Source organism: Actinomadura monticuli, assembly GCF_041463655.1.
GTDB classification, from domain to species: Bacteria; Actinomycetota; Actinomycetes; order Streptosporangiales; family Streptosporangiaceae; genus Spirillospora; species Spirillospora monticuli.
This window is the reverse complement of the sequence record NZ_JAXCEI010000008.1, coordinates 104,643-126,312: the sequence shown is the minus strand read 5'-3', so window position 1 is coordinate 126,312 and position 21,670 is coordinate 104,643. Positions and strand designations below refer to the sequence as shown.

The 21,670-nt window shown below is 71.3% G+C and carries 23 protein-coding genes, 1 tRNA gene and 1 pseudogene; 7 read left to right on the top strand and 18 right to left on the bottom strand.

Annotation, left to right across the window (positions count from 1 at the left end):
* Positions 1–2: 2 nt before the first annotated feature.
* The gene (locus SM611_RS19630) at positions 3–1,424 is read right to left on the bottom strand and encodes an MFS transporter (RefSeq protein WP_371951233.1); all 1,422 of its coding nucleotides are present in this window, start codon (positions 1,422–1,424) and stop codon (positions 3–5) included.
* 65 nt (positions 1,425–1,489) lie between these two features.
* Between SM611_RS19630 and SM611_RS19625 the strand changes: the two genes are divergently transcribed.
* Positions 1,490–1,975 carry a winged helix-turn-helix transcriptional regulator gene (locus SM611_RS19625; protein WP_371951231.1) on the top strand — a complete coding sequence of 162 codons (486 nt, stop codon included), beginning with the start codon at positions 1,490–1,492 and terminating at the stop codon, positions 1,973–1,975.
* Positions 1,976–2,012: 37 nt separating this feature from the next.
* On the opposite strand, the gene SM611_RS19620 is transcribed toward SM611_RS19625, so the two are convergent.
* From SM611_RS19620 to SM611_RS19555, 14 genes are all read right to left on the bottom strand, one after another.
* Positions 2,013–2,642, bottom strand: coding sequence for a GTP-binding protein (locus tag SM611_RS19620; RefSeq protein ID WP_371951230.1), 630 nt, complete (start codon positions 2,640–2,642; stop codon positions 2,013–2,015).
* A complete protein-coding gene (locus SM611_RS19615; protein ID WP_371951228.1) occupies positions 2,623–3,057 on the bottom strand; it encodes a DUF742 domain-containing protein in 435 nt (144 codons plus the stop codon). Before SM611_RS19615 ends, SM611_RS19620 begins: the two co-directional genes overlap by 20 nt.
* A gap of 6 nt (positions 3,058–3,063) precedes the next feature.
* On the bottom strand, positions 3,064–3,483 hold the full coding sequence (locus SM611_RS19610) for a roadblock/LC7 domain-containing protein (protein ID WP_371951226.1): 420 nt from the start codon (positions 3,481–3,483) through the stop codon (positions 3,064–3,066).
* Positions 3,480–6,290, bottom strand: coding sequence for a nitrate- and nitrite sensing domain-containing protein (locus tag SM611_RS19605; protein WP_371951225.1), 2,811 nt, complete (start codon positions 6,288–6,290; stop codon positions 3,480–3,482). The genes SM611_RS19610 and SM611_RS19605 overlap by 4 nt, the downstream gene beginning before the upstream one ends.
* Positions 6,291–6,411: 121 nt before the next feature.
* A complete protein-coding gene (locus SM611_RS19600) occupies positions 6,412–6,786 on the bottom strand; it encodes a hypothetical protein (RefSeq protein WP_371951224.1) in 375 nt (124 codons plus the stop codon).
* A 42-nt stretch (positions 6,787–6,828) separates the two neighbouring features.
* A complete protein-coding gene (locus SM611_RS19595; protein WP_371951223.1) occupies positions 6,829–7,410 on the bottom strand; it encodes an ATP-binding protein in 582 nt (193 codons plus the stop codon).
* Positions 7,411–7,539: 129 nt separating this feature from the next.
* The gene (locus tag SM611_RS19590; RefSeq protein WP_371951221.1) at positions 7,540–8,130 is read right to left on the bottom strand and encodes a PadR family transcriptional regulator; all 591 of its coding nucleotides are present in this window, start codon (positions 8,128–8,130) and stop codon (positions 7,540–7,542) included.
* 129 nt (positions 8,131–8,259) lie between these two features.
* A complete protein-coding gene (locus SM611_RS19585; RefSeq protein WP_371951219.1) occupies positions 8,260–10,050 on the bottom strand; it encodes a fatty acyl-AMP ligase in 1,791 nt (596 codons plus the stop codon).
* Positions 10,051–10,056: 6 nt separating this feature from the next.
* On the bottom strand, positions 10,057–11,934 hold the full coding sequence (locus tag SM611_RS19580) for an acyl-CoA dehydrogenase family protein (RefSeq protein ID WP_371951218.1): 1,878 nt from the start codon (positions 11,932–11,934) through the stop codon (positions 10,057–10,059).
* A 74-nt stretch (positions 11,935–12,008) separates the two neighbouring features.
* The gene (locus SM611_RS19575; protein ID WP_371951217.1) at positions 12,009–12,515 is read right to left on the bottom strand and encodes a nuclear transport factor 2-like protein; all 507 of its coding nucleotides are present in this window, start codon (positions 12,513–12,515) and stop codon (positions 12,009–12,011) included.
* Positions 12,516–12,547: 32 nt separating this feature from the next.
* Entirely contained in the window at positions 12,548–13,387 is an 840-nt protein-coding gene (locus SM611_RS19570; protein ID WP_371951215.1) for an SGNH/GDSL hydrolase family protein, read from the bottom strand.
* A 34-nt stretch (positions 13,388–13,421) separates the two neighbouring features.
* Positions 13,422–14,015 (bottom strand): SGNH/GDSL hydrolase family protein, encoded by a 594-nt coding sequence (locus SM611_RS19565; RefSeq protein WP_371951511.1) that lies wholly within the window; start codon positions 14,013–14,015, stop codon positions 13,422–13,424.
* A 29-nt stretch (positions 14,016–14,044) separates the two neighbouring features.
* Entirely contained in the window at positions 14,045–14,302 is a 258-nt protein-coding gene (locus SM611_RS19560) for an acyl carrier protein (protein ID WP_371938399.1), read from the bottom strand.
* 453 nt (positions 14,303–14,755) lie between these two features.
* Positions 14,756–15,775 carry a sulfotransferase family protein gene (locus SM611_RS19555; RefSeq protein ID WP_371951214.1) on the bottom strand — a complete coding sequence of 340 codons (1,020 nt, stop codon included), beginning with the start codon at positions 15,773–15,775 and terminating at the stop codon, positions 14,756–14,758.
* A gap of 465 nt (positions 15,776–16,240) precedes the next feature.
* On the opposite strand from SM611_RS19555, the gene SM611_RS19550 reads away from it, so the two are divergent.
* The 5 genes and pseudogenes from SM611_RS19550 to SM611_RS19530 all read left to right on the top strand — a co-directional run bounded on the left by SM611_RS19550 (position 16,241) and on the right by SM611_RS19530 (position 19,846).
* Positions 16,241–16,954 (top strand): hypothetical protein, encoded by a 714-nt coding sequence (locus SM611_RS19550; RefSeq protein WP_371951213.1) that lies wholly within the window; start codon positions 16,241–16,243, stop codon positions 16,952–16,954.
* 108 nt (positions 16,955–17,062) lie between these two features.
* On the top strand, positions 17,063–17,341 hold the full coding sequence (locus SM611_RS19545) for a hypothetical protein (protein ID WP_371951211.1): 279 nt from the start codon (positions 17,063–17,065) through the stop codon (positions 17,339–17,341).
* 255 nt (positions 17,342–17,596) lie between these two features.
* Complete coding sequence (locus SM611_RS19540; protein ID WP_371951210.1) at positions 17,597–18,109, top strand: DNA repair ATPase; 513 nt, start codon at positions 17,597–17,599, stop codon at positions 18,107–18,109.
* Positions 18,061–19,341 (top strand): annotated as a pseudogene (locus SM611_RS19535) (AAA family ATPase); the annotation flags it as partial. The gene SM611_RS19540 and the pseudogene SM611_RS19535, both read left to right, overlap by 49 nt.
* 76 nt (positions 19,342–19,417) lie before the next feature.
* Positions 19,418–19,846: a macro domain-containing protein gene (locus SM611_RS19530; protein WP_371951208.1), complete on the top strand. Its 429-nt coding sequence runs from the start codon at positions 19,418–19,420 to the stop codon at positions 19,844–19,846.
* On the opposite strand, the gene SM611_RS19525 is transcribed toward SM611_RS19530, so the two are convergent.
* On the bottom strand, positions 19,818–20,225 hold the full coding sequence (locus SM611_RS19525; protein WP_371951207.1) for a hypothetical protein: 408 nt from the start codon (positions 20,223–20,225) through the stop codon (positions 19,818–19,820). The two genes, SM611_RS19530 and SM611_RS19525, sit on opposite strands and share 29 nt — an antisense overlap.
* A gap of 173 nt (positions 20,226–20,398) precedes the next feature.
* On the opposite strand from SM611_RS19525, the gene SM611_RS19520 reads away from it, so the two are divergent.
* On the top strand, positions 20,399–20,893 hold the full coding sequence (locus tag SM611_RS19520; RefSeq protein WP_371951205.1) for a hypothetical protein: 495 nt from the start codon (positions 20,399–20,401) through the stop codon (positions 20,891–20,893).
* A 99-nt stretch (positions 20,894–20,992) separates the two neighbouring features.
* On the opposite strand, the gene SM611_RS19515 is transcribed toward SM611_RS19520, so the two are convergent.
* Both SM611_RS19515 and SM611_RS19510 read right to left on the bottom strand, forming a co-directional pair.
* Positions 20,993–21,064: transfer RNA gene (locus SM611_RS19515), tRNA-Met, on the bottom strand.
* Positions 21,065–21,121: 57 nt separating this feature from the next.
* On the bottom strand, positions 21,122–21,628 hold the full coding sequence (locus SM611_RS19510) for a DUF1269 domain-containing protein (RefSeq protein WP_371951203.1): 507 nt from the start codon (positions 21,626–21,628) through the stop codon (positions 21,122–21,124).
* Between the last annotated feature and the right edge of the window lie 42 nt (positions 21,629–21,670).

The window sequence follows — 21,670 nt, the reverse complement described above, 5'->3', positions numbered from 1 at the left end:
GGTTAGGTGCCGGCGACCACTTCCTTCTCTGGCTCGGGGACGGTGGGGGACGGCTGGCGGCGGCGCGGGTTCATGCCAAGGGCGGCGATCGCTGCGATCGCCATGAACCCGGCGACCATCAGCCAGGCGTTGACGTAGGCGGTGTGGGCGTCGGCCCAGTTCAGCGGGGTGCCGAGGGCGGCGACGGCGAGGCTGACGCCGAGGACGGTGCCGATCTGCCGGCTCATGTTCACGACGGCGCTGCCGGTGGCGTAGCGGTGCGGGGGCAGGTCGACGGCGGCGGCGGAGAGGATGGTGGGGAGGGCGAGGCCGACGCCGGTTCCGCCGATGAGCCAGCCCGGCAGCAGCTGCGACGCGTAGGCCGGTGCCGGGCCGAGGCTCATCGCGATCATGACGACGCCGAACGCGCACAGCATGCACCCGACGGCGGTGATCAGACCGACGGGGACGCGGGCGGCGGCCAGCCGGCCGGCGATGAGCGCCATGACGGGGACCATCAGCGGGCCGGGCGCGACGGCGAGCCCGGTCTTGATGGGCGAGTAGTGCCAGACCTGCTGCATCCAGAGGACGCCGAGGAGCAGGTTGGCGGCGAACGCGACGGTGAACAGCAGGATGGCGGCGTTCGACCAGAAGAAGGTGCGGACGGCGAGGAGGGCGGGTTCGATGACGGGTGCGGGGTGCCGCAGGGAGCGCAGCCAGAACCAGGCGAGGCCGAGGAGCGCTGCGCCGATGACGACGGTGACGCGTTCGCCGGGCCAGTCGTTGATCTGCACGAGGCCGAGGGCGAGGAGGGCGATCGCGCCGGTCAGCACGGCGGTGCCGGGCAGGTCGGGGACGCGGGCGGTGACGCCTTCGCGGGAGTCGGGGACGAGCCGGAGCGCGAGCAGCACGGCGGCGATCCCGATGGGGACGTTGACCTCGAACACCCAGCGCCAGGAGATGTCGACGAGGACGCCGCCGATCGCGGGGCCGGCGGCGGCGGCGATCGCGGAGGCCGCGGACCAGAGCCGTACGGCGCCGCCGCGCCGCGCCGCGGGCATGGCGGACAGCAGCAGGCCGAGGCTGGTGGGGATGAGCGCGGCGGCGCCGGCGGCCTGGAGGACGCGGAAGCCGACGAGCGACCAGAGGTCGGGGGCGGCGGCGCACGCCTGGGAGGCGAGGGTGAAGACGGTGAGCCCGAGGATGAGGCCGGCCTTGCGGCCGTACCGGTCGGCGAGCCGGCCGAGCGGGACGAGCAGCGCGGCGAAGACGATGGCGTAGGCGTTGAGGACCCAGGACAGGTCGGCCATCGGCGTCCCGGCGAAGTCGCGGCCGATGTCGTCGAAGGCGACGTTGACGATGAACAGGTCGAGGCCCGCCATGAAGGAGGCGACGGAGAGCACCGCGAGGACGGGACCGGTGCGTACCTGACTTTGTTTCACCATAGTCAGGGACGCTAGCGTCCGACCTGACTTTGGTCAAGCGAAGTCAGCAGGTTTATAGTGGACGGGTGACAATCGCACTTGAGGGGCACTTCGCCGACCGCGACGCCTGGTCGATGCAGAACTGCCCGGTCGCGAGAACCCTCGCCGCGCTCGGCCCGCCGTCCGCGGTGCTGGTGCTCAGCGAGGCGTTCTTCGGGACCAATCGTTTCGGCGACTTCGTGCGCAACCTGGCCATGACCGAATCCGCCGTGACCGCCCGTCTGCACCACCTCGTCAAGGCCGGGCTGCTCACCCGGGAGCCCTACCAGGAGCCCGGCCAGCGCACGCGCTACGAGTACCACCTGACCAAGATGGGCCTGGACCTCGCGCCCACGCTCGTCAGCCTCATGGAGTGGGGCGAGACGTACCTGCCCCACGAGGAGGGCCGCCAGGTCATGCTGACGCACGCCCGCTGCGGCGAGCGCGTGACGGCGCAGGTCAGATGCGCGGACGGGCACGACGTCGGAGTCGACGAGATCATCATGCGCCCGCCGGAGCCCGGCGACGAGTGAGACGGCCCCGGCGCAGCGCCGGGGCCGACCGGCGGGGCTAGCCGGTCCGGCGGGGGCTCGCCCCGCCGGCGAGCCGCAGCGCGTGCTCGACCAGCGACACGAGGACCTCCTTCGCCGACCCCGTCCGCCGCGCGTCGCACAGCAGCACGGGGACGTGCGGGTCGATGTCCAGGGCCGTCTGGATCTCCGCCGGGTCGTACCGGTCGGCGTCGTCGAAGCAGTTGACCGCGACGACGAACGGCGTGCCCTTGCGCTCGAAGTAGTCGATCGAGGCGAAGCTCGCCATCAGCCGCCGCGTGTCGGCGAGGACGACCGCGCCGAGCGCGCCGCGCGACAACTCGTTCCACATGAACCAGAACCGCTCCTGGCCGGGCGTCCCGAACAGGTAGATCGCGACGCCGTCGCGCAGCGTGATGCGGCCGAAGTCCATCGCCACCGTCGTGGTCGTCTTGGCGGCGACGCCGTCGAGGTCGTCGACGCCGATGCTCGCGTCGGTCAGCGCCTCCTCGGTCCGCAGCGGCCGGATCTCGCTGACCGCGCCGACCAGGGTCGTCTTCCCGACGCCGAACCCGCCGGCGACGAGGATCTTCAAGGCGACGCGGGGGCCGTCCTCGCGCTCGTCGGCGTCCTCGGCGACGGGCGGGGGGCTAGAGTGCACGGAGTTCATCGAGCACCATCCTGAGCAGGTTCTGGTCGGTATGCGGCTGGATCACGGCCGGCGACCCGGACGGCGAGACCGGCGTGGACCACCGCTGGACGTCCACGAGGCCCGACTCGATCAGGTCGCCGACCAGCACCCGGATCACGCCGAGCGGCAGGTTCAGGTCCGAGGCGAGGTCGGCGAGCGCGTGCGGGCGGCGGCACAGCGCGAGCAGCCGCCGCTGGTGCCGCGACAGCCGGCCCGGCTCGGCCGGCTGCCGCCCGGTCGCGACGAGGATCGCCACGATGTCGAGCGGCTCGCCGGCCGGCCGGGTGCGGCCGCGCGTCACCGCGTAGGGACGGACGATGGGCCCGGCGGCGGCGTCGAGCCATCGTTCCCTGCCGGGACCCCGGGGAGCTCCGGGCACGTCGCTGGGGTCCATGGCGGGTCACCTGGGTCCGGGTCCGGCGGCGCCCTGCCTCAGTCCGGTGGACAGCTGCCTTCCGACGCGCTTGACCAGCATCGTCATCTCGTAGGCGACGAGGCCGGCGTTCGCGCCGACCTCGCTGAGCAGCGCCAGGCAGCTGTTGGCCCCGGCGGGCACGACGAAGAACAGGCCCTTGTCCATCTCGATGAGGGTCTGCCGGATCTCGCCGGAATCCAGCTGCGGCTTCGCGCCGACCGCCAGGCTGTGGAAGCCGGCGGCGAGGGCCGCGAGATACTCGGAGTCCTCGCGACCGACGCCGCGCGACTTGCCCATGACGAGCCCGTCCCGGGACAGCACGACGACCTTGCGGATCTGCGGAACCCGGTCGACGAGATCGTCGAGGAGAAAGTTCAGCTCGGCCCCGACTCCCTGCTGGGTCATGATCTTCCCTCCATGCCGTCGGCCGGTCCTTCGTCCTCGTCCCTGCCCCGCAGCCAGCCGGCCTGCAGGGAGGCGAACAGGTCCCGGGAAGCCTCCGCGGAGCGCTCCTCCCAGGCGGCGACGGCGTCGCCGGGCTGCGCCGGCGGCGGTTCGTCGAAGCCGTCCGCGTCGCGCAGCTGGGGCACCAGGTTGCCGCCCCGCACGCGGCGCGGCAGCGGGGCCCGCCCGCCGTTGCCCGGCTGCGCCTGCCCGAAGGGCTGCGCCTGACCGAACTGCTCCGCCTGCCCGTATTGCTGCGCCTGACCGAACTGCTGCTGCCCTTGCCCGAAGGACTGCGTGTCCCCGAACTGCTGCGCGTCCCCGAACGATGCGGGCGCCTCGTACTGCCCCGTCCCCTGGTAGGGGTCGTGGCCGTAGGCGGGGATGCGCGGGCCCGCGGCCTGGAACGGGCGCGTCGCGTCGAACGCGGGCGGCGGTCCGGGCTGGGCCCCGTACGACGGTGGGGCGCCGTACGACGTCGGGGTCTCGGTTCCGTCGTACGAGTCGAACCCCACCGCCGCGTCGTGCTCCGGCCGCTCCTCCAGGGAAGCCGGCGTGTCCGGCGCCGGGGTGTCGTAACCGGACGCGTTCTCATAGCCGGACGCGTTCTCATAGCCGGACGCGCCGTCATGGGCGGGCGGTGCGTCCTGGACGGTGTCGTAGACCGGCGCGTTCAGCATCGCCGTGGACGACGGCGCCGAGGGCGTGGGCCACTGCCGCGTCGAGCCGTTCACCGACACGTGCCCGTTCCTCCGGACGGGCCCCGCGACCGGGACGTCGCCGGTCGAGCCGGTCGAGCCGGACGAGCCGGTCCCGTCCTCGTCGTCCGGCTGGTCGACGTCCACGATCAGCTCGCGCGGGATCAGCACGACCGCGCTGACGCCCCCGTACAGCGACGGCTGGAGCGCGACCCGGATGCCGTGCCGTCCGGCGAGCCGGGCGACGACGAACAGGCCGAGCCGGTCGGTGACGGCCAGGTCGAACTCCGGCGGGCGCGACAGCCGCAGGTTCAGGGCGTCCAGCTCGGACTGGTCGAGCCCGATGCCGCGGTCGATGACGTCGACGGCGAACCCGTTGGCGCCCATCTCGCCGCGCACCAGCACCTCGGTGGGCGCGGGCGAGAACACGGTGGCGTTCTCGATCAGCTCGGCGAGCAGGTGGATGATGTCGGCGACGGCCTCGCCGATCAGCGCGGCCTGCCCGGACATGACGACGACCTCGACGCGCGTGTAGTCCTCGACCTCGGCGACCGCGGCCCGCAGCACGTCCTCGACGTGCACCGGACGGCTCCAGCCCCGGCCCGGGGACGTCCCGGACAGGATGACCAGGCCCTCGGCGTGCCGCCGCATGCGGGTGGTGAGGTGGTCGAGCCGGAACAGGTCTTCCAGCGCCTTCGGGTCGGACGCGCCGCGCTCCATCTCGTCCAGCATGCGGAGCTGGCGGTGCAGCAGCGACTGGCTGCGCCAGGCGACGTTGAGGAACACGCGGCTGATGCCCTGCCGCAGGTACGACTCGCGGACGGCGGTGTCGATCGCGGTGTGCTGCACCTTGGTGAACGCGTCGCCGACACGCGCGACCTCCCTGGTCTTGCCGATGACCAGGGGCGGCGCCTCGGCGTCCACGTCGACCTCCTCACCGCGCCGCAGCCGGGCGACGACGGAGGGCAGCCGGTCCTCGGCGAGGCTCAGCGCGGCGCGCTGGAGCCCGCGCAGCTCGCGGGACAGGCTGCGGGCCGCCAGCAGGGACAGCACGATCGACGCGATGACCGCGATCAGCCCGAACCCGCCGGCGAGGACGAGCCGCATGACGATCCGCTCGCCGATCGGCTTCGCCAGCTCGTTCAGCGCGAGGCTCGCCTGCTGGACCCGCTGCCCCCACGCCTGCGACAGCAGCTGGGTGGTGGCCTGCCAGTCGGACGCCTCGGGCGGCAGCCGGTCGCCGCGCGCGTTCACGATCGCGGTCTCGGCCGCGCGGTACCGCTGGAACTGCTCGGACGCGGCGAGCTGCTGAAGCGGCCCGCGGATCTCGTCGTTCAGGTCGGCGAGCCCGGCCTCGAACTCCCGCCGGCCCTCCGCCGCCCACTGGACGAACGCGGTGTGCTCCGCGGGGGTCAGCCGGCCCTTGCGCGCCATCGCGGCGGTGATGAGCGAGTCCTCCCGCAGCATGTAGGCGCGGGCGTTGCCGATGCCGATCAGCGCGCGGCCCTGGGTGAGGATCGCGACGTCGTTGACCGTCACCAGGCCGTCGAACACCTTGATGACCTGGTCGAGCATCGTGCTGTAGGCGTTGATGACGTCCAGCGGCTCGACCTGGCCGGAGTCGACCTTGCCGCGCAGCTGCGGCAGCCTGTCGAGGGCCTTGACCGCCTCGGCGAGGCGCTGCTTCGTCTCGGGCTGCGCCGCGTCCTGCGCGTCCGCCGAGAGGGCGCTCGCGCGAAAGCCCTTCTCGATCGCGCTGACCCGCGCGCGCTGCCCGCCGAGCTTCTGCCGGTCCTTGGCGTCGCGGGTGGCCAGCGCGACGACGCTGAGGGAACGTTCCGCCTGGAGCTGGTTCACCAGGTAGAGGCCGGGGAGGCCCATCTTCTCGTACGTCGTCGAGAAGTCGTACTTGTCGAACGCGTCGCCGAGCGTGATGTTGGCGGCGAACGCCCACAGGGTGATGAGGGACACCAGCGGAACCAGCAGCAGCGCCGTGATCCGCAGGCGGATCGGACGCCGCCTCCGGGCCTTGCCGCCGGGGACGTCGTCGCGGGGTGTCTTCGAGGCCATCAGATCACAACCTCATGCCGGGCCGGGCCGTGGTGACGGCCCGTGTCGTCGGGGAATGCGGGGCGGGGTCGTACGGCGGGGCGGGTCGTACGTGCTCGGGTCAAGGGCGTACGTGCTCGGGTCAGGGGCGTACCTCGTCCAGCGCGGCGCGGGCGACCAGCCCGCGCAGCCTGCCGGAGATCATGGCGACGGCCTGCGCGTGCCCGCGCACGGCCTGCTCCCGCGAGGTGTACTGCCCGATGTCGGCGTGCATCGCGAGGTCGGACACGATCGTCTGCCACAGCAGCGGCCGTCCGTTCGCCGCGATGCCGAGGTCGACCACGGTGAACCAGGTCGAGACGACCACGACGACGGCGCCGACGCGGATGACGTCCTGCGCGAGCAGGCGTCCGCGCACGTCCAGCAGCAGCCGCTGGGCCTCCTCGGCCGTGGCGGGTCTCCCGTCCGACCGGTAGTAGCCGACGGACGGGTGGTCAGCGGGCGCGTTTTCGGGCATGGCACGTCCATTCGCCGATCCGGGGGTCTGCGAAGGGGGTGCTCAGTGCCCGGGGTGCCCGGGGTGCGTGGGGTGATCGGCGTGGTCGGGGCGCTCGTCCCGCGGCCAGGCGCGCACCTCGCACCAGACCGACTTGCCGGACGGTGTGTGGTCGGTGCCGTGGCCGTCCGCCATCACCGCGATGAGGAACCAGCCCCGTCCCGTCTCCTCCATGAGGTCGACCTCGCGCGGCCGGGGGACTCCGGCGCCCTGGTCGTGGACCTCGATGCGGAGCCGGGTGCCGGCGCGCAGCAGCCGCAGGCACAGCGCGGCGCCGGGGGCGGTCGCGTGCCGGACGGCGTTGGTCACCAGCTCGGAGACCAGGACCTCGGCGTCGTCGCGGATGTGCGCGACGCCGGACGCGGCGGTGACGGACCGGCTGAACCGGCGTGCCCGGGGCACGGAGTCCCGTGCGGCGGGCAGCGTCAGCTCGCCCAGCAGCAGCGGAGGCGGTTCGTCGATCGCCGGCAGGCCGTGCGGCGGGGCCGTGGCGGTCCTGCCGTTGGGTCGTGCGTCGGTGGTGGGCAGTGCGGTGTTGGGGAGTGGGCTGCTAGGGAGTTCGATGGTGTGGTGTTCGCCCGACATGGTGAACGCCTCCTTGACTAAGGCGTGTCGCCCGGGTCCAGCCCGGCCGGGGTGCGAGGCTGGGATGGGCGTGGGGGGTCGGCGCGGATCGCGCCGTGTTCGAGGGGGCCGGGGGCGGCATGATGGCCGTCATGACGCCTCGTCCTCCTCGGCCTGGGTGCCCGTCCGGCCGCGCAGCAGCCGGGCGGTGCTGGTGAACCACTCGTAGTTCTCCTGCTCGAAGCGGCGGCCTCGCAGGCAGGTCAGGTAGGGGCCGAGCGGGGACCCGGTGCGCAGGAAGGTCTCCTCGTCCAGGTCGCCGCGCAGGTGCTTGAGGGTGTGCTCGAAGACGCCGATCTTGGCGGCGGCCGCGACCGCCCGGTCCTCGAGCTGGGCGATGACGGAGTCGGCGGCGGCGTGCGAGATGTGGTCGACGGCCTGGACCATCACGAGCAGGTTCTCCCGGATGATCCCCGGTTTCGCGGGGGTGAGGGCGAACCGCTCGAGCTCGTCCACTCCGGCCTGGGTGACCGTGTACACCCGCTTGTTGGGGCGGTCGTGCTGGATGATCTGCCGTCCGCGGATCAAGCCCTCCGTCTCCAACCTCGACAGCTCCGAGTAGAGCTGCTGCGGTACGGCATGCCAGAAGTTGGAGACCGACAAATCGAAGATCTTGGCCAGCTGGTAGCCGCTGTACTCGCCGTCGAGCAGCGCCGCCAGCACCGCGTGACGTAGCGCCATCGGCCTTCTCTCCCCGCCTTGACTCAGGGTTGCGACCGACGTTAGCAGACAAAGACATGATTAGTCATGCTTTTGACTAGGATTGGTTAGGGCGAATTTTTCGATCTTCGAAATTGCAGGTCGGAGCACTCATGCCGGAGCCCGCCGCAGGCCGGTGACGCCCGGTTCCAGATCATCGGCGAGTGCGGTGATCTCCCCTTTGAGGAACGCCTCCCGGGTGAGCCGGCGCTGCATCTTCCCGCTCGTCGTGCGGCGCACGGTGCCGCGCGCGGCGAGCACGACGCTCACCGACGGCAGCTCGAAGGCCCTTGCCACACGGGCCTTGATGAGGGTCGCCAGCTCGTCCAGGGGTGTGCCCGCGGCGGCCCGGGTGCTGATCTCCTGGACGATGACGACATGCTCCCTGGCATCGTCCGCCCCGCCGCCCGCACCGGTGTCGAGATCCACGTCAATGGCCGCGTCGATGCCGAAGGCGGCGCCGATCAATGCGGCCGGATGGGCCGCGCGGGCCGCCTCCTCAATGTCGTGGGCATGGATATTCCGGCCGTTGACGATGATCAGATCCTTGATCCTTCCGGTGACGAAGAGTTCCCCGTCCAGCCGGAATCCGAGATCGCCCGTGCGCAGGTACGGGCCGTCGTCCGCGGCCGTCCGCGCGCCGAAGACCATGCGGCTCTCCTCGGGACTGCCCCAGTAGCCCTTCGCGACGCTGCCGCCGCGCACCCAGATCTCGCCGACGCCGCCGTCCGGCCGCTCGGCGTGCGTCTCCGGGTCGACGATCCGCACGTCCAGGGTGACGGGACGGCCGCTGCTCACGAGCCGCCGCGCGCCGTCCCGGCCGCCGCTCGGGACGGCCGCGTCCTTGGTGAGGGCCTCGGCGTCGAACGACCGGATCACCGGGCCGCCGCCGAGCGGCGCGCCCGTGATGAGCAGCGTCGTCTCCGCCATGCCGTAGCAGGGCATCCACATCTCGGGCCGGAACCCGACGGGGCCGAACCGCTCGGAGAGCGCCTCCAGCGTCGCCGCCCGGACGGGTTCGGCGCCGTTCTTCACGACCGTCAGCGAGGACAGGTCCAGACCCTCCAGCTGCCGGTCGGTGACGCGGCGCAGCGCCAGCTCGTACCCGAAGTTCGGCGCGACGGTGATCGTGCCCCGGTACTTGGTGATCAGCTCCAGCCACAGCACCGGACGCTTGATGAACGTGATCGGCGAGGTGAACACGTACCGGCAGGCGAGGTAGAGCGGCTGGAGGAACTGACCGACCAGGCCCATGTCGTGGTAGTGCGGCACCCAGCCGACGCCGACGGTGTCGGGCGAGCCCTCGATCCGGCGCTTGATCTCCTCGCCGTTGCTCAGCAGGTTGCCGTGGCTCACCATCACGCCCTTCGGGTCGCTGGTCGACCCCGAGGTGTACTGCAGGAACGCGAGGGTGTCCGGGCCGAACTCCGGCGGCGCCCAGTCGCCCGGGTCCGCGTCCTTGCCGATCTGGGTGTCGAGGCAGTGGACGCGGCTGCGCAGCCCCGCCGCCGTCAGCCACGCGTCGAGGGTGCCCCGGTGCGCGGTGTCGGTGAGGATGAGCGCGATGTCGGCGTCCTCGATGATGCGGCGGGTGCGCCCGAACCGTCCCGCGTCCAGGTCGGGCAGCGGCGCCGGAACGGCGATGACCCGCGCGTACAGGCAGCCGACGAACGCCGTGACGAACTCCAGGCCCTCCGGATACAGCAGCAGGACCGCCCGGTCCTGGAGCCCGCGCGCCACCAGGCGGCGGGCCAGCGCCCGCGCCCTGCGGTCGAGCTCGGCGAACCCGAGCACGTGCTCCTTGTACCGCCGGCCCGGCTCCTCGCTGATGAAGGTGAAGGAGCGGTCGTCACCGTGGGTCCGGATGTTGTCCCGGATGAGCGACACGAAATCCGTGTACACGGGGTATCACTCGTCCTCGGCCAGCGACAGCAGCGAGAACCAGCGGCGCTCGCCCGAGGCGCGGAACATGACGTCCTCCAGCGACGGCAGGAACTCCTCCGACAGCACGGCGTCGGGCTGCGCGCGCTGGAGCAGCCGCTGCAGGCACAGCACGAGCCACTGGCCTTCGGCGAACGCACCGCCGAACGCGTGCCGGTTGTGCAGCCAGGTGAGCATGCAGGAGACCATCGCGTGCAGCTCGCAGTACCGCTTGGCGCGGGCGAGCGCCGCCACCGACGAGGTGTCGCCCTCACTCGTCCTGATGCCCTCGTCCACCTTGGCGCGCAGGCCGCCGATGCCGGCCACCAGGTCCTTCAGCTCGGCCGCGACGCCGGGGCCCGCGTGCGCGTTCGCCGCCGACAGCACCTCCTCGGCGATCTCCTCGAACCGCTGCCCGACCTCGTCGCGCCCCTCGTTGGTGAGCTGCAGGATCCGGCCGTCCGGCTCCCAGGGGGGCGGCGTCCGCGTCCAGCAGAACAGGTCGGCGAGCAGCTCGTCCTCCCGCCCCGTCTCGTCCGGGGGATCGATGAGGAACGGGAGCTGGCCGGCGACGTTCGCGAGGTTCACGTGCGTCGTGCCCTCGAAGATGCTGGCGATCGCGTGGTCGCGCTGGAGCTTCTGGAACACCCCGTGCGCAACGCCCTCGCGCAGGTAGCCGCGCGCGGCGAGGACGGTCCCGATGCTCGCCACGACCTCCTCCCCCAGCACGGGGACGAAGTACTTCGTGATCGACGACCACAGGCTGAGCCGGCCCGGCGCCACCGTCAGGCAGCGCGCCACCGGGATCGCGACGCACTCGGCGATCAGCAGGTCCAGATGCGCCTTGAGCAGATGGTCCCGGATGACCGGGATCTTGTAGATGTCCGAGCCGTACAGCGTGCGCTGCCGCGCGTACTCCATCCCGATGCGCACCACCGCGTCGATCGTCCCGACCGACAGCGCCGCGATCGCCGTCCGGGTGATCTGCAGCGTCTTCAGCGTCTGGACGAGCCCGGACCCGCGCCGCCCGATCACCCGCTCGGCCGGCACCCGGGCCCCGGAGAACGCCACACCGGACAGGTCGTGCCCGCGCAGCCCGACCGTCCGCACCGGCGGCAGCGTCGACCAGACGGCCGGGTCGAGCTCACGCTTGTCCACCAGGATCAGGGAGAAGTCACGCGGACCCGTCTTCGCATAGGTGGTGACGAAACGTCCGCGGGTGGCGTTCCCGACCGGCCATTTCACGCCGGTCAGCACCAGCTCGTCGCCCTGGATCTCGGCCTCCGACTCCGACGCCATCACGTCGCTGCCGTGGTCGGCCTCGGAGACGCCGAAACAGGCGAGGTCGCCGCGCAGCACGCCGTCCGCGACCGTCCGGCGCTGCCACGCGTCGCCCCACAGCCACACCGGGTTCACCGCCAGCAGCCCCGACCCGTACATCACCGCGACGGTCACGCTGCGCCGCGAGATGCCGCGGGTGACGAAGAACAGCTCCTCCAGCGTCGTCAGGCGTCCGCCGAGCGGGACCGGCACCAGGTACTTCGGGAAACCCCACGCGCGGACGGCGTCCACCGCGCCGGGCGGAAGCTCGTCGCGCTCCTCGGCCTCCACGATCGCCTTGTAGGAGAACGGGCCGGCCTCGTCGTCCATCGGATCGCCGAGGTAGCCGTCCAGGTCGGCGGCGATCCGGTGCGCGGGGGCCAGCCCCGGGGGCATGCGGGTCGCACGCGCCGCGTCCGCGGGGTCGGTGGGCGCCGCGTCCGCGGGACCCGTGGACGCGGGCGCCGGGCCCGCGGGTGCGGGTTCCGCGAGGGCCGGCGCCGCGACCGCGGGATTCACGGGGTGTGCGGGGACCTTACTGTCCATCTTTCCTTCCACTCCCTTTTCCTGGGTCGGCTCCCAAGCGCCGCGCCGTCCGGCCGGGCGCGGCGAGCGCGCCCCTATGACCGCGTCGTGCCGGACGGGCCCCCCGATCCCTCCGCTCCCCCCGGGCCGCCCGGCTCTCCCGGACCTCCCGGGTCTCCCGGACCGCCGGAGCCGCCCGCGTCCTCCGCGGCGGCCTCCATCCGCCTCCCGACCACCCGGGCGAGCGTCATCGCCGCGGGCAGCGGGCGCACCATGACCGTCAGCCCGGTGACGAGACCGCCGGGCCCGTAGCTCAGCAGGTCCACGCCCTGGACGGACTTGCCCATCACCCGGGCGTCGAAGACCAGCGCCTGGCTGGGCGGGCCGCCCCCGTTCGGGGCGCGGCTGACCAGGTCGTCGGTGTACTGGAACTCCTCGAAGACCTCGAACAGCACCGCCAGCAGCGCGGTGACCGTCTCGCGGCCGATATAGGGCTTCACCATCACCGGGCTGCGGAACTCGATGCCCGGGTCGAGCGCGCGGGTGACGGCGGCGAGGTCCTTGGCCTCCACCGCCGCTCGGAACGTTCCGGGAACCGTCATGCGAGCTGCTCCCTCCGCTTGCGTATGACGAGTCAGATGGGTCCTGTCATTTCGGTCCTGTCGGCTCTGGGCCCGGCCGGGTCGGCGCCGGCCGGTGCGGGGTCGGCGGGTGCGGGGTCGGCGGGCACGGGCGCCGCGCGGGCGAGGTCCAGCGCCCAGGCGCGGTAGCCGGCGGGCGACGGGTGGAATCCGTCGGAGGCGAACAGCGCGCGGTCGCGCGCCATCGCCTCGTCCATGGGAGCGTGGACCGCCCCGCCCGCCCGGGCCGCCTCCCGCATGATCCGGTCCATGGTGCGCGCCCGTGCGCCGAGCACGTACCGGAGCGGCTGGGGGATCGCCGGGAACCGGTGCACCGGCGGCATGCCGGCCACCAGCACGGCCGCCTGCCCGTACCGGTCTCGCACCGCCCCGACCAGGTCGGCCATGTCGGCCGCCCAGCGGCGCAGCGGACGCCGCCGGATCAGATCGTTGATCCCCGTCGTGAGGACGACGAGGTCCGGCGCGGCTCCGTCCGCCCGCGGCACGACCTCGGCGGTGATCCGCCGGGCCGTCGCGCCGTTCTCACCGGCGACCGACCACGCCACGCTGCGCCGCAGGCGTTCGCGCAGCGCCTCGGCCAGGAAGCCCGGCAGCGCCTCGGCGTGCCGGGACGCCCCGACGCCGACCGCGGTCGACTCCCCGATCACCACGACGCGGAACGCGGGCGCCGCGCCGGGGTCCGCGCCCTGCAGGAAGCCGTGCTCGTCCCCGCCGGCCGGGTCGAGCCGCGGCGTCCGGCGCACCGTCCGCCACGCCTGGACGGCCAGCACGGGAGCCAGCGGAATCAGCGCCATCGACTGGGGAACGCGCGCGAACGGCAATCGTCTCTTCATCTGTTTCCCACACTGCTGGATCGGCCCCCGAGGCTCAGCTCACCCGCTCTCCGAGCAGGTTTCCCGCTATCTGGGCGATCACCTCCGCGACATATGCGTGGCCGTCCGGGTTCAGGTGGATTCCGTCGGAACTCCACATCGCGGGGTCAGCGACTTTCGCGACGGCCGCCGCTTCGGGGAACGCCATTCCGAAGTCATGGGAGACGCGGGCTAGCTCCTCGTTGAAGTCATGAATGCGCTGGACGGTGCGTTTCTTGCGGAACTGGGAGATCGGCGAGAGGTCCAGCAGCGGGGGACGCGGCACCGGGATCGCCACGGTCACCGCGCCGCGCTCGCGGGCCCAGCCGAACAGCTCGTCCAGCCGGCGCGCCGCCGCGGGCCGCTCGAAGCCGCGCAGCGCGTCGTTCATGCCGCAGCCGAGCACCACGAGGGCCGGCCGCAGGTGCCGGACGGCCGGCAACTGGTCGCGGACCACGTCCTCGACCGTCGCGCCCGGATCGGAGACGTTCAACCTCAGGTCGCGGGGAATGCCCAGGTGAGCGCCCAGTCGCCCGGCCCAGCCGAGCCACCCGCCGGCGGGGTCCGGGTCGTCCTGCCCCTCGGCCACGCTGTCGCCGAGGACCACCATCACGGGGCCGTCCCCGGGCCGGCCGCCCATCACGCGACGAGTTCGAGCAGGTAGTCGGTGAGCGCGGTCACCGTCTCCCGGCGCCGGGCCTCGGCCACGTCGACCTCGACCTGGAGGTGGTCCTCGATGTCGCTGATGATGCTGATGGCGTAGACGGAGTCCACTCCGTAGCGCGCGAGTTCGACCGACGGATCGATGTTTTCCACGGGCCTGTCGAGGTAGAAGGCGATCCTGTCAAGAAGCCACGATTGCAGCTCGGCATGGGAAATTGTTTCCGGTCTGGTCACCACACTCCCCCTTATGTCAGAGGATCGTCAAATCAATCGCGATAGCCATCGGGTGACGAGCAACACGCAAGATACAACCAAAAGCATGATGTGTCTCAGGTCCGTGTGTGAACGATCGGACACGGCCATGTCTCTGTTTCGTAAATTAAGTCAGTGAGGCGGTAAAAGGGGCGATAGGTTACTGACCGGTAACCCCTTCCGTTATGGGGCCCAGCCGGCGGTGATCAGAAAACGCTGTCCCCGCCCGTCCCAGCGGTCCGCTTCTCCCCCGCGCGGCGCACGACGGCACGCCACCTGCGTCGTTTCCCAGCAGGCGCGCGGCGGCGGGCCGGCGGACGGCCGCCGCCGGCCCGGCACGTTCCATGAGAATTTCGGACAACCGCCCAGACGTCACCAACGCGGTCGCGACGCGGGCGCCTTTCCCTGGGGACAGAGTCACCTGTCCCTGCCGAGTCAGTCCTCAGACCGTCCGGTCAGCGGCACCGGGCCGGTCAGCCGGGACGCGACGGGATTGGGCTCGCGCGCCTGCGCGAGGCGCTCCTGAACCGCGGCGACATGCCCCGTCCGCCAGCGGTGCGCGGCGAGCCGGCGGAACTTCGCGAGATGCGGGGCCGCCGGGCGCACCACGCCGGTCAGCTCGTAGCCGTGCAGGCGCAGCCGGTCGGCGAGGACGTGCTCGACGAGGTCGGCCTCCCAGTCCTCCATGCGCTCCCGCCACGCCCCCACCCGCCGGGTGTTCGGCGCCTCGTGGGTGCGCAGATGCCACCTGCGCTCGGACGGCACCGTCTCGCGCGCGTGCCGGTACGCCTTGGTCATCTCGGCGTCGTACTCCTCGCCGAGGAACGCGCACAGCTTCGGCAGCGTCTCCTCCGGCGCGGCGACGAGGTCCTCGTAGCGGAGCTCGTAGAAGGCGTCCGGGCCGAGCCGGCAGGCGAGGCGCGCGCCCGTGTCGACCGCCTCCCGCCAGGTCAGCGCGGCGGCGTAGAGATCCCCATGGAACCAGGGCATCCGCATCAGGGAGCTGACCGCGTCCCGGCCGTCGCGGACGAGATGGACGAACTGCGCGTCCGGGAACATGCGCCGCAGCATCGGCACCCGCCGGAAGTAGCTCGGCCGCTTGTCCCCCCACCGCGGCTTGCCGTGCCGCCGCGCGTACGAGCGGAACACGGCCGCGAGCGCGGACCCGAGCGTCGGCGGCCCGGCCACGATCTCCTCGACCACCGCCGCGGCGTCCAGTTCGAGGACCTTGAATTTGGTGTCCGCGCCGCGGGTGATCCATTCGGCGAGCGCCCGCCGGTTCTCCGCGTTCTCCAGGTCGCCGAAATCATGCCGCTTCTCGTACGCGACATGCACGAACCGCGTCTCGGACGGGAACGCGATGCGCCGGTGCGAGTGCAGCATCTGCTGCAGCAGCGTCGTCCCGGATCGCGGGCATCCGAGAACGAAGATCGGCCGGCCGGACTGGCTCGTCATGAGCGGCGAACGTACCCGCCCCTCCTGAGTCCAAGCTCCAGCGAATCTCAAGACAACCTGAACGTCCGGTCCGCCCCCGGGAGATCGCGCCGACCGTCGCGAATGCCCAGGTCAGCGCATTGCTGTGGCCGGTTCGCCACGTAAAGACTTCCCTGTGAGAGAGAAATAAGCTAAGGTAACTATCGGTGTGCCGGGAAGTCTGGTCGGCGAGGCAGGATTTGTCTCCGACCAGGAGGGCTGTGATGACCCCCCGGCACTTTCTCATTGCGCCGGCTCCGCCGCGCCGATCCCGGCCGTGCGAGGCCAGGCCCTACGACCTGAGCCGCATCGCTTGGGCGCACGCTTTCCCAGATAGCTGAGCACGCCCCCCTTCTCTCGCTCAGCGACTCCATTCTCATCACCGGGACGCCGTCGTCGGCCGCCCGGACGCCCACTGACGTCTCGATGCGGAAGCGTGCATTTCTCATGGGTGAATTCACCAGCGCCGCGTTCGGTTTTCCGACCGCCCTTTTCAGCTTCTCTCTCATCGTGGTCGCCGGGTACTGGACGCTCGTCCTGCTCGGCGGCCTCGGGGTCGACTTCCTCGGCGCCGGCGCCGATGCCGACGCGGGGGCCGGTACCGGCGCCGGGGACATCGACGGCGTGGACGGCGCGGACGGACCGGGCGGGTTCGTCGGCGAGCGGCTCGCGATGCTCGGCCTCGGCGGCGTCCCCGCCACGGTCGTCCTCTCGCTGCTCATCGCGCTCGCGTGGTTCGTGAGCCTGGCGGTCGCGGCACTGTCGGACGGCGCCGTGCTGCGAGCCCTCGACCTGCCGGCGGCGCTGGCCGTCGCCTGGCTCGGCACGCGGCTCGCGGTTCGGCCGCTGCGGGGCGTCTTCCAGAGCCCGGTCGCGGCGTCGCTGCGCGACTTCGTCGGGCGGCCGTGCGTCATCCGGACCGGCCGGGTCGGCCCGGACTTCGGCCAGGCCGAGGTGACCGCACCCGACGGCTCGTCCGCGATCGTGCAGGTCAGGCAGCCCGCCATGGACGTCGCCGTCGCGGGCGCGGCGAAGGGCGCCGGCCTCACCGGCGGCAGCACGGCCCTCATCTTCGACTTCGACCCGGACGGACAGTTCTTCTGGGTCATGCCGCACGACACGGCGTCCGACCTCGCCGGCGAGCACCGTCCGGCCACCTGACTCCCGCTGACCTCATCCCCCCGCAGACAGGGATACCGATGGACACCCGTCGGCGGCGACTCCGTCTTCTTCGACCGCCTGGTCGGGTCCATCGCGCTCGGCAAGAGCGTGGACGGCTTCGTCCAGAACTCCGAGGTCGCGCGGTCGCTCGCCGGCCCGTGGCTGGACGGCTCGTCGTCCTTCACCGACGACGTCGCCCGGCTGCTCGGCTCCGTCGACACGGCCGGCGTCCGCGACCTGACCCTGTCGGCGCTGCTGCTCCGGCTGATCAAGTCCGGCGGCCCGGACGCGTCCGGATTCCAGGACCTCCTGGACACCGCCCGCCGCCTCGGCGTGGCCGACGCTCCCCTGTCCGAGATCAACGGAACCGCACTGACCTCGAATTGATCGGATACGTGCGGCGGGTCGTCGCCGCCGGGGGCCGCCTGCCCGACGACCCGTCGCGCCCTCTCCCTCTTCGCCCCCGAATCGGGCCCCGCACCGAGCCGCCGAAGACGGGAGCGGAACGTGCCCCGTCCCCACCGACCGCGTCGGGTGGCTGGGGTGGGGGCGGGGCGTCGCGCCGGATGGTGAGGGGTGTCTTCGGGAGCGAGGCGTGGCGGCTGAGGCGGGACGGGTGACGAACGGGAAAGGGGAGAGCCGGTGAGCGGGGTCGTCAAGGAGGCCGCCGAGGCCGCGGGCGGACGGGGCGCGCTGGACCATGGGACGTACGAGGTGCTGCGCGGGCGGCTCGCCGAGCATGCCGGTGAGCTGGGGCGGCGCGCGGAGGCGCTGAACGCGCGGCGGCTGGAGGTCTTCGGCGGCGCCGAGATGCGGCTGGCCGGGACCGAGCGGATCCGGACGGCGCACAAGTGCGTCCCGCGGGACGTGGTGGCGCTCGGCGACGTGATGCTGTTCGGCTACAACGTCTTCCGGAAACATATCGGGCGGAGTACCTGGCGACGTCCGTCCTCTCCGCGTCGTCGGCCGACGACCTGCGGCAGGCCGCCGCCGACGGCCGCCTCCTCGGACTCGTCCGGGACGCGGCGGCCGACCGCTACGACGAGGGGTACGAGCGGGGCGTCCACGACCACGACGCGGCCCGCATCCTGGAGACGCTGCTGCGCGAGCGAGTTCCCGCGTTCCGCGCCTACCAGAAACGGCGCAACACCCTGATAGCGGCCGAGGAGAAGCGCCTCGGGCTCGCCGACCTGAAACCCCGCACGATGAGCGCGTTCGTCCGGAACCGCCTCGTGGACGAGGTGTACCTGCCCCTCATCGGCGACAACCTCGCCAAACAACTCGGCGCCACCGGAGAGGGCAAGCGCACCGACCAGATGGGCCTGCTGCTGCTCATCTCACCCCCGGGCTACGGCAAGACGACCCTCATGGAATACGTCGCCGACCGCCTCGGCCTGGCCTTCGTCAGAGTGGACGGACCCGCTCTCGGCCACGACGTCACCTCCCTCGACCCCGCCCAGGCGCCCGACGCCACCGCCGCCCGCGAGGTCGAGAAGATCAACTTCGCTCTTGAGATGGGCAACAACGTCCTGCTCTATGTGGACGACATCCAGCACACCTCACCCGAACTGCTGCAGAAGTTCATCCCCCTCTGCGACGCCCAACGCCGCGTCGAAGGCGCAGCACGGACCTACGACCTGCGCGGCAAGCGCTTCGCCGTCTGCATGGCAGGCAACCCGTACACCGAATCCGGGCGGCGCTTCCGCATCCCCGACATGCTCGCCAACCGCGCCGACGTGTGGAACCTGGGCGACGTCCTCTCCGGCAAGGACGGCCTCTTCGCACTCAGCTACATAGAGAACGCGCTGACCTCGAACCCCGTCCTCGCCCCTCTCACGAACCGCGACCGTGCGGATGTCGAACTGCTCGTCCGGCTGGCCTCCGGTGACCGGACCGTCCGCCCCGACCGGCTGTCGCACCCCTACTCACAGGCCGAGCTGGACGAGATCCTCTCCGTCCTCGAAAAGCTCATCCGCGTCCAGGAGGTGGTTCTGACGGTCAACCGCGCGTACATCGCCTCGGCGGCCCAGGACGACTCGTCCCGCACCAAGCCGCCCTTCCGTCTGCAGGGCTCCTACCGCGACATGAACAAGCTGGCCGAGCGCATCCTCCCGGTGATGAACGCGGCCGAACTGGAGGCGGCCATCGACGATCACTACCGGGCCGAGTCGCAGACACTGACCTCGGACGCCGAGGCGAACCTGCTGAAACTGTCGGAACTGCGAGGGAACCTGACGCCCGGTGAGATCGAGCGCTGGACGGAGATCAAGACGGCCTACCAGCGCTCGCAGTTGCTGACCGGCGACCAGGAAGACCCGTCCGTGGGCGCCCTCCTGCACCTGGCGGACAAGCTCTCCGCCATAGAAAGAGCCCTACGGGGCCACTGACGCAGCCGTTCTCCCGGCAGAGACCCCCGGTCTGGTACCGGGGGTCTGTCGGCATGCCCTTATAACGTCACAGGTCATGGCGGAGATCACCTACCTGGCCGGCGACGCGACCAGTCCTCAGGCCAAGGGCACCAAGGTCATAGCCCACATCTGCAACAACCGGGGCGAGTGGGGCAAGGGCTTCGTCCGGGCGATCTCCAAACGCTGGTCCGAGCCCGAAGCCGCCTACCGCCGCTGGCACCGCGGCCGGTCCGGCAACGACTTCGGGCTCGGAGCAGTCCAACTCGTGCGGGTCACCCCCGACATCTGGGTTGCCAACATGATCGGGCAGGCCGGTGGGACCGGATCGAGCCGCTCATCACCAGCGAACTCACCGATCAGGGCATCTCCGTCACTGTTTACGACGCGGCTCACGCTCGGCGAGGTTCACCGAGGTAACCCCCGGGAACGGCCGTTCGCGGCAGCGAGTGGCCTACTCAGGGACGGTTCAGGACGATGGAGTTGAAGGGCGTCAGGTAGGGAAGCGCGTAGCAGGTGGCGCAGGCGGTGCCCTCCTTGGGCGGGATGGTCCAGCCGGCGTCGCAGCTGGTGCCGTTGTAGCCGTAGCACAGCGTCGCGGTGGCGCCGCCGTACTGGTTGTTGACGATGGGCCGGCGTCCGTACTGGTTGACCAGGTTGTGCGGTCCGTAGGACCAGAAGGTCTGCGTGATGTGCGAGAACGTGGTGTCGGTGTAGATGCACACGGCCCCGTACGGGCATCCGAGCCAGGGGCCGCCGGCCGCCTTCGCCTCCGTGGGACTGGCGACGGACCCGGCGAGCGTCGTCGCGGCGATGCCCACCGTCGCCGCCCCCGCGGCGAGCACCGTGCGGATTCTGGTTTTCATGTCTTTCCCCCTGCGAGAAGTCGAACGGTCGAGCAGAAGCTACTCAGGCACTGCTTCACATCGGCTTCACATCGGCTTCACCGCACCGCCTCGGCGGAGGCCGAAGCCGTTCTGAAGCAGCCGTGAAACCGCCGATTGGTCTACTTCTCCCAGATTCGTTGGAAGGAGACGTGATGAGATACCCGAGAATGCCGGCCGCGCCGGCCGCTCTCTTCGCGGTCATCGCCGCCTTACAGGTGCTGTTCCCGGTCGGCGCTCCGGCCGCGCATGCCGCCGAGAGGAAGGACGGCGGCCGTCCCGGCGCGTCCGACGCCAGGACCCTGGCCTGGACGCCGTCGCTCACGCCGCTCGACTCCAGAAAGGAAAGGGTGAAGCCCAATCTGACCACGGAGCAGCGGAACAACCTTCTCCACAACTGCTGGAGCGGCTACCTGTGCGTGGCTGTGGGCGAGGGGGACGGCCAGCACACCGTGTTCGAGCTCTGGTACTGCACCAGGCGGACCCTCTCCAACTTCCTGGGCGCCGGCGCCGTCACCAACAACCAGTACACCGTCTATCCCGCCGTCCTGAGGGACCGGGACTACATCACGCGCATGACCATTCCGGCGAACAACGTCCCCACGCGCGTCGACGACTGGGGTCCGATCTGGTACATCGACGTTTGCTGATGACACTCGTCGGAGCCGTTCCCGCCGGGACGACGCATCGGCCGTGCGCGGCAATTGACACGAAAGGCGCGCCCGGATTTCGGGCGCGCCTTTCATCAGAGGCGGGGGCGGGATTCGAACCCGCATCACCAGGCTTATGAGACCTGCATGCTCCCGTTGCACCACCCCGCACCGGCACTTCGACGATAAAAGGCCGGTGCGGGCGCGCGCGAATTGTTTTTCGGCGGATCAGGTGGTGGCGTGGACGCGGGCATCGGCTTCGATGGCCTCGCGCAGGTGGTTCTCGGCCTCCTGGCTGAGCGAGGTCTGGAGGATCTCGCCGCCGTACGGGGTGATCTGCGGCAGGACCTTGTCGGGGGTCACCCGGGTGACCAGCAGGAACAGGGCGGCGCCGCCGGGCTGGAGCTTCTCGCCGAGATCGCGCATGAACGAGTCGTCCACGCCGACGTCGGTCATCGAGCCGCCCGCGGCGCCGGCGGCGGCGCCGACGGCCATGCCCACCAGCGGGGCGAAGAAGATCATGCCGATGAGGCCGCCCCAGACGGTGCCCCAGGCGGCGCCCCGGCCGGTGGTGTTGTGGATCTGGTGCAGCTTGATCTTGCCGTCGAGGCGCTTCTCGACGACGGCGGCGTCCGCGAGCTGGATGATGTTCTGGCGTTGCATGTCGATGAGCCGGTCGCGGACCTCGATGGCACGGTCGACGTCGGGATAGGCGATGGCGATGAGATCGCTCATTGTTGTGTCCCCCAAGGATGTTGCGCCTGAGCGTGAGGATGT

Coding starts and splice junctions, on each gene's coding strand:
- SM611_RS19630 (WP_371951233.1), bottom strand. CDS start 1,424: ATGGTGAAACAAAGTCAGGTACGCACCGGTCCCGTCCTCGCGGTGCTC.
- SM611_RS19620 (WP_371951230.1), bottom strand. CDS start 2,642: ATGAACTCCGTGCACTCTAGCCCCCCGCCCGTCGCCGAGGACGCCGAC.
- SM611_RS19615 (WP_371951228.1), bottom strand. CDS start 3,057: ATGGACCCCAGCGACGTGCCCGGAGCTCCCCGGGGTCCCGGCAGGGAA.
- SM611_RS19610 (WP_371951226.1), bottom strand. CDS start 3,483: ATGACCCAGCAGGGAGTCGGGGCCGAGCTGAACTTTCTCCTCGACGAT.
- SM611_RS19605 (WP_371951225.1), bottom strand. CDS start 6,290: ATGGCCTCGAAGACACCCCGCGACGACGTCCCCGGCGGCAAGGCCCGG.
- SM611_RS19600 (WP_371951224.1), bottom strand. CDS start 6,786: ATGCCCGAAAACGCGCCCGCTGACCACCCGTCCGTCGGCTACTACCGG.
- SM611_RS19595 (WP_371951223.1), bottom strand. CDS start 7,410: ATGTCGGGCGAACACCACACCATCGAACTCCCTAGCAGCCCACTCCCC.
- SM611_RS19590 (WP_371951221.1), bottom strand. CDS start 8,130: ATGGCGCTACGTCACGCGGTGCTGGCGGCGCTGCTCGACGGCGAGTAC.
- SM611_RS19580 (WP_371951218.1), bottom strand. CDS start 11,934: ATGGACAGTAAGGTCCCCGCACACCCCGTGAATCCCGCGGTCGCGGCG.
- SM611_RS19575 (WP_371951217.1), bottom strand. CDS start 12,515: ATGACGGTTCCCGGAACGTTCCGAGCGGCGGTGGAGGCCAAGGACCTC.
- SM611_RS19570 (WP_371951215.1), bottom strand. CDS start 13,387: ATGAAGAGACGATTGCCGTTCGCGCGCGTTCCCCAGTCGATGGCGCTG.
- SM611_RS19565 (WP_371951511.1), bottom strand. CDS start 14,015: ATGGTGGTCCTCGGCGACAGCGTGGCCGAGGGGCAGGACGACCCGGAC.
- SM611_RS19555 (WP_371951214.1), bottom strand. CDS start 15,775: ATGACGAGCCAGTCCGGCCGGCCGATCTTCGTTCTCGGATGCCCGCGA.
- SM611_RS19550 (WP_371951213.1), top strand. CDS start 16,241: ATGGGTGAATTCACCAGCGCCGCGTTCGGTTTTCCGACCGCCCTTTTC.
- SM611_RS19530 (WP_371951208.1), top strand. CDS start 19,418: ATGGCGGAGATCACCTACCTGGCCGGCGACGCGACCAGTCCTCAGGCC.
- SM611_RS19525 (WP_371951207.1), bottom strand. CDS start 20,225: ATGAAAACCAGAATCCGCACGGTGCTCGCCGCGGGGGCGGCGACGGTG.
- SM611_RS19520 (WP_371951205.1), top strand. CDS start 20,399: ATGAGATACCCGAGAATGCCGGCCGCGCCGGCCGCTCTCTTCGCGGTC.
- SM611_RS19510 (WP_371951203.1), bottom strand. CDS start 21,628: ATGAGCGATCTCATCGCCATCGCCTATCCCGACGTCGACCGTGCCATC.